This is a genomic window from Moheibacter stercoris, from assembly GCF_040545805.1.
Taxonomy (GTDB): Bacteria; Bacteroidota; Bacteroidia; order Flavobacteriales; family Weeksellaceae; genus Moheibacter; species Moheibacter stercoris.
The window spans coordinates 25,109-31,108 of sequence record NZ_JBEPMO010000023.1 but is presented as its reverse complement, the minus strand read 5'-3'; the positions used below and the strand labels follow the sequence as shown (position 1 = coordinate 31,108).

At 30.7% G+C, this 6,000-nt stretch carries 6 protein-coding genes; all 6 read left to right on the top strand.

Annotated features, from left to right (window positions below):
- The first annotated feature begins 338 nt into the window (after window positions 1-338).
- Entirely contained in the window at window positions 339-1,754 is a 1,416-nt protein-coding gene (locus ABID46_RS12485; protein ID WP_354510609.1) for a tyrosine-type recombinase/integrase, read from the top strand.
- Window positions 1,755-1,809: 55 nt separating this feature from the next.
- Window positions 1,810-2,547, top strand: a complete 738-nt coding sequence (locus ABID46_RS12480; protein WP_354510607.1) for a Fic family protein — start codon at window positions 1,810-1,812, stop codon at window positions 2,545-2,547.
- Complete coding sequence (locus ABID46_RS12475; protein ID WP_354510605.1) at window positions 2,547-3,734, top strand: hypothetical protein; 1,188 nt, start codon at window positions 2,547-2,549, stop codon at window positions 3,732-3,734. The genes ABID46_RS12480 and ABID46_RS12475 overlap by 1 nt, the downstream gene beginning before the upstream one ends.
- 123 nt (window positions 3,735-3,857) lie before the next feature.
- Complete coding sequence (locus ABID46_RS12470) at window positions 3,858-4,157, top strand: helix-turn-helix domain-containing protein (RefSeq protein WP_354510603.1); 300 nt, start codon at window positions 3,858-3,860, stop codon at window positions 4,155-4,157.
- Window positions 4,144-4,413 (top strand): hypothetical protein, encoded by a 270-nt coding sequence (locus tag ABID46_RS12465; RefSeq protein WP_354510601.1) that lies wholly within the window; start codon window positions 4,144-4,146, stop codon window positions 4,411-4,413. The genes ABID46_RS12470 and ABID46_RS12465 overlap by 14 nt, the downstream gene beginning before the upstream one ends.
- Window positions 4,414-4,418: 5 nt before the next feature.
- Window positions 4,419-5,900, top strand: coding sequence for a hypothetical protein (locus ABID46_RS12460; RefSeq protein ID WP_354510599.1), 1,482 nt, complete (start codon window positions 4,419-4,421; stop codon window positions 5,898-5,900).
- Window positions 5,901-6,000: the final 100 nt, after the last annotated feature.

Sequence of the window (6,000 nt, the reverse complement as noted above, 5' to 3'; positions counted from 1 at the left end):
GCAATTTACTAAAATTGCTTCAATTGGGAAAGCTTTGGCTTTCCTTTTTTTATTTATAAAAAAGGCTATCTCACTTTTGAGACAGCCTCTTTTTTTTTGCTTAAAAGAAAAAACCCTAAACAATTTCAAATGAATTATTTAGGGTTTTTACTTTGTGACCTCGACAGGATTCAAATTATCAATTGCATCTACTCTGCTTAAACTCATATTAATATCTAATACACTATATAATAACTATTTATATAATAGATAATATTAACTAGCATTAAATAATCTGAGAATTATTGTTACAAATAATGTTACAATAATTATATTTGCAATAATTAAATCATTAATTAATGGCATCGTTTACTTATCATTTCAGAAGCAAAAAAGAAAGTGCAAAAATCTCTATCCGATTATTTCATAGTCCAATTGATTACACCTTAACTACACCTTATATTTCAAAAAAAGAATACTGGATATATAGAACAACAAAAAACGGTGTGAGTAAAACAGCACACCGTAAACTTGAAGATTTACGAGGAGATGAAACATTAAAAAAACATAAAGAGGAACTTATTGAATTCAAAGAACGACTTGAACAACAATTTATGTCAGAATTTAACAGTGGAGTTCCTATTACAAGAGAATGGTTCAAATCGGCAGTTATAAAAAATAGCGATGTAATAGATAGTAAAGAGAAAATTTTTGATGAAAAAACTAAAAGACTGAAAGAGATTGAGGCTGAAAACGAAATCAGAAATAAAAATCTTTTATCCAGTGCAATAAATTCAATCTTCTCAAAATATTTAACCAATAAAAAGGAACTGAAAAAGTTTAAGACAACTGAAAGTTGGCTATCCAATTATCAGGAATACTATAATAAGACTAACAAGAAAGAATATGAGTTCAAAATCTCTGATTTCAACCAAAAGTTTGTGGATGACTTCAAATCATGGGGAATTTTGGAGATGAAATATAAATTATCTACTATAATAGGACACTTGAAGCGCATGAAAAGAGCAATTGAGTATTCTTATGAATTGGATGAAGAAAACATTAAAATACATTCGAGGTTAAATAAAATTAGATTTTCCAGCTACAAAGAACAGGAAGAGATGAAAGATAAATTTGTTATCCCTCTCTCTTTTGAAGAATTAGACAAAATTGACAAACTCGACTTAAGCAATGACCCTGAATTGAGAGAGATACAAAAATGCATCTTAATAGGTTCGGAAACAGGATTAAGGTTTTCAGACTTTGGAAAATTGTGTGCTAAAAATCTGAAAACTCACATTCAAGGAATTGAATATTGGGAATTTAAGACAAGTAAAACGAAAAAGTGGGTTAAAATCATCAAAAATGACAGACTGAATTATTATATAGACAAATACGGTAATCCAAAAACAGAATATGATGAGAATGAGGATATCAAACTTAACCGACTGATGAAAATAATCTGTAAAAAAGCCAAAATCAATGAGCCTACTGAAATGGAGATAAGTCAAAAAGTAAAAGATTTTAAAACCAGAAGATATATTAAGACCATACAACCTAAATATAAAGGAATTACAACGAGGACATTGAGAAGGTCTTTTGCCTCAAATTATTACTCTCACATTCCTGTTGAGCTTATTATGCAGGTAACTGGACACACCACCGAGAAAATGCTTAGAGAATATATAAATGTAGACAGTGAAGTTTATGTGGAACTTGCATTTGAAAAAATGAACGAATTACACCAAAGAAGAAAAAGACTTGCTGTGATTTAATAATATCAAAAAGTTCATCATTAAATCCATAATTTTACAAACATAAATCAAAATGATGTCTCACAATTACAAAGAACTTGACCAGCTAAAAGATAGATTAGATTCTCTTCGTGCAAATCAAAGCCCAAAGGTTGCAGAAGCTTTTGATATTGAATATACTTACGAAAGCAACAAAATCGAAGGAAACACATTAACCCTTCAAGAAACAGCTCTGGTAATTGAAAAAGGACTAACCATTAGCGGTAAATCTTTAAATGAACATCTGGAAGCTACTAATCATAAATTTGCTATTGACTTTATAAAGCAGGTTGCAATTAATCACGAACCGATAAATGAAAGAACCCTACTGGATATTCACAAATTAATCTTACAAGGCATTGATAATATAAATGCTGGAAAATATCGGGATGTCCAAGTTCTTATCAGTGGTTCACGACATATTCCACCTCAACCCTTACTTGTAAAAGATGAGATGGCTAAGATGTTTGAATGGTACGAAGAAGCTAAAAACACTTTGCATCCCGTTCAGTTAGCATCAGAATTACACGAAAGACTCGTGACCATTCATCCTTTTATTGATGGCAATGGTCGAACAGCTCGCCTTTTAATGAATTTGGTATTACTTCAAAATGGTTTCCCTATTGCAATTTTAAAAGGTGATTCTGTAGATAGGCTTAAATATTATGATGTATTGGAAAAAGCACAAGTTGATGGAGACAAACAACCTTTTATTGACTTCATCTCTGAAAACGTGAAGGACACAATGATAAGAATTATCAAAGCACTAGAATAGTGAAGCAAGCTGTTTCAAATATTGACTTACTTGTGCAGGAATTAATCCAATCTGACAACAAAGAAAGGTTTGCCCAACTAAATTCCGAATTAAACGACAATATTTTCGACCTGCTAATCGAAAATTCGCAAAAAGAGGATATTTTCTCCGCAATACTTGTCATTAAAATATTTACCCCAATCAATGAACAAATTGAGTTCCTGAAAAACAATTTACCAAGTGGTAGAAATGGATTTCAGCAAAAACGAAAAATGAAAGAAAAAATTTCATTTTTCAGCAGTCTTTTAAATAATATTTCAGAACTATACAGAAAACAACTTATTAGTAAGTTAGATATTGAAATCATCAAAAGAAATCTACAAAAAACAAATGGAATAATTGAGCCTTTGGATGAATTAGAAAAGTTAATCGAAGAAATTTCTCTTGACGAGTTCAAAGATTTTCTTCATCAAATGTATTCTCAAACGGTTGAATATTTTAATTCCAGACAATTACAAACGCAAGAGGTTGAGCAATACAGAGGAGAATTACTTTCCTTTATCGAAAAATTGAGATTAAAAATTTTTTCTCTCAATTCTGAAATTTTCATTCTAAATGTACAACTAAAAGATTTTGAAAAGAAGTATGAGAATGATAATCGGAATGACTATTACGTAGATTCAATATATGAAACTTCTCATGAAATATGGGCATACGAATTTCATAAAGAAATCCTCAAAGATTTAATTAACTCTCTTTACAAAACACACCCATTTTTAAAAACTTTCGAAACCTCAGACATTCCATTAACAGTATTTGGTAACAGAAATTATGATTTCTTTTCAGAGTTCTACACAGAGCTCAAAGTATTCATTGACCCTTATATTGTAGATTTCAACATATTCAAAGAAATATTTACATATAACAACGCTCCACCATTAAAAAAAGTAAATCTTCAAAATGGCACATTAAACGACTTTGCTGATTTATTAAATAAATTAGAACCCTACTTTATCCCAGACCTAAGAAATGGAAATGAATATAATATCTGGTGGGCTTCAAGATTTTTATTTAATAATGTAGAAAAGACACCTGCGCAGGTCTCAAAATTTAGAAGTAATACAAGAAGGGGAATTGATAGACTCCCAAGTTCCCCAGAAAAAATCAAAGATATTCTCAAAACTTTTGAATCCATTCCTCAAAAATAAGTAAAAAACAGCTCAAACAAAATGTAGTACACTGATTATTAGTGATATATTTTTGTTTTATTATTTTTATTTAGTTCGCTGTTCCTCAAACTCCTCATTTTATTGCTTTCCAAAATAAATAATATGGAAAGTATACTATTAACACAGGTTACACCTGTACAATTTGAACAGCTCATATCAGAAGCTGTTGGAAAAAAATTAGAGGAATTCAAAAAGATTTTTACACACACCTCCTCAAATGATAAACTTCTAACTCGTAAAGAATCCGCTAAATTTTTTGGAGTATCTATTTCTACAATAGACAATTGGAGAAGAGAAGGGAAAATTATTCCGTACTACATCGGTAGTAAAGTCAGATTTAAGAGAGGCGAGCTTGAACAGGCTATGGTTAAATTAAAAAATGATGGCTATGGGAGAGATTAAAGAATTACCAACGGAATTTGCAGGAAAAGGTGAAGTAAGCGGATATTGTTTCACACAGATTTTGAAGTCCGACAAGGCTTATATCTATGCGGTTGATGGAGGAAGACACTATGAAGTCTTCAAAAGAAAAGTAAACAGAAGGTTTTCACAGGTAAGATATCCAAATTCTAATTCTTTTGGAGTTTGGGCATGGACATGCAGAACCTATGGGAGAGCTTTAAAAAGATTTGAAGAGTTAAATCAATCTAAATCCTAAAGTTTATGATTGCAAATCTAAAAAGAGGCAGCTATTTTATATCGCTGCCTCAATTTCTGTATGACAAATTGAAAGAGTCCTGCAAGGAAGATGAAAACATAAGCTTTGATTTAGCAGCTTATCTTTTATTCTTAATCCACAGCAAAAGTTACTCTGACAAAGATATTGACAAGAAATATTGGGTTGCTTTAAATGCCGCACTTTTAAGAAAGCTATATGATACAACAAAGTATAAAATCAAATATAAATGTAGTGAACATCTAAAATTTTTAGAACAAATAGGGCTGATTGAATCAGAACCACATATTTATAATAAAGGAAGAGGAGCAAGCTCCAGCAGGAAATATAGAATTTGTGATTATGATAAATCAAAACATTTTGAAACATCCAAATCTTTTAGTTCAGGGAATCAAATTGTTGAAATAAAAAATAAAAGACTGATAAGGAAAATACTTAAAAATAACGAAAAACGAAAAGTTTCCGCAAACAGGACTGTTCCTTATTTAACGAAGTGGTTGAACAAGGATGATTTTAAGCTGGATGAGCAAGCAGCATTAAAATATGTAAATGACACATACTCAGATGAAGAAGATAGAAGAGATAAAAGAACTCTTTATATAGAAAATTTTGAAATGATGAAAAAAGATTATTCAAGAGATGGTAAGGATAATCGATTACATCACTACTTCGTATCTGCACCATCTGACATAAGAAATTTTATAACTTATGATGAATCAAGATTAATTGAATTGGATATAAAGAACTCTCAACCATTATTCTTAACAAAACTATTGAAATTAATCATTGATACTTATTTCTTAAAACAACAAGGTAATGAGGATTATAAAAAGTATTTATATAAGAGTATTACTAACAGTATAAATAATAAAGATGTTATAGATATAAGTACAATGGTATATTATATTACTACAATCCTGTTAAATTCAATGGATGATTCTGATGTTCAGAACATTAACCAGTTTTGCAATCTTATTCAATCGGGATTGATTTATGAGAAAGTTGGAGAGAAACATTTTGACTTAGGACTAGTATGGAAAGATGGTGATTTGTTCTATGCTAAACTTTACAACAAGAAAACCAATCAGCTCAAAGCACATCCCTTTACCAATCTTAGAAAGTGTGCAAAGAAAATAACTATAAACGCTTTGTATTGTAATCCAAAAAAACATAATCAGGCTGTTAGAGTATTTCGGGAGATGTTTCCTGTGGTAACAAAAGTTTTGGATGTATTGAAAAAAAATAGTCATAAAGATTTACCAATCCTGTTACAACGAATGGAATCAAAATTCATTTTAGATACTTGTTGTAAGAAAATTTCCAGAAAGCACCCTGACATGGTTCTGATTTCAAGACATGACAGTCTTAGCACTACGGAAGACAAAGCTGCTATTCTCAAAACTGACTTTCAAAGATTGTTAAATGAACATTTCGGCTTCGAGGTGCAGTTGGGGGAAGAGTATTGGTAAATTCTATCCGTATGTGTGCAGTATGCGCAATTTTGCAAACTTTTTCACCTTCAGCGATGCTTTGTGTCACCTGAACAAAGAAAGTAGCTAAATTGCATCC

Coding starts and splice junctions, on each gene's coding strand:
- ABID46_RS12485 (WP_354510609.1), top strand. CDS start 339: ATGGCATCGTTTACTTATCATTTCAGAAGCAAAAAAGAAAGTGCAAAA.
- ABID46_RS12465 (WP_354510601.1), top strand. CDS start 4,144: ATGGGAGAGATTAAAGAATTACCAACGGAATTTGCAGGAAAAGGTGAA.
- ABID46_RS12460 (WP_354510599.1), top strand. CDS start 4,419: ATGATTGCAAATCTAAAAAGAGGCAGCTATTTTATATCGCTGCCTCAA.
- ABID46_RS12470 (WP_354510603.1), top strand. CDS start 3,858: ATGGAAAGTATACTATTAACACAGGTTACACCTGTACAATTTGAACAG.
- ABID46_RS12480 (WP_354510607.1), top strand. CDS start 1,810: ATGTCTCACAATTACAAAGAACTTGACCAGCTAAAAGATAGATTAGAT.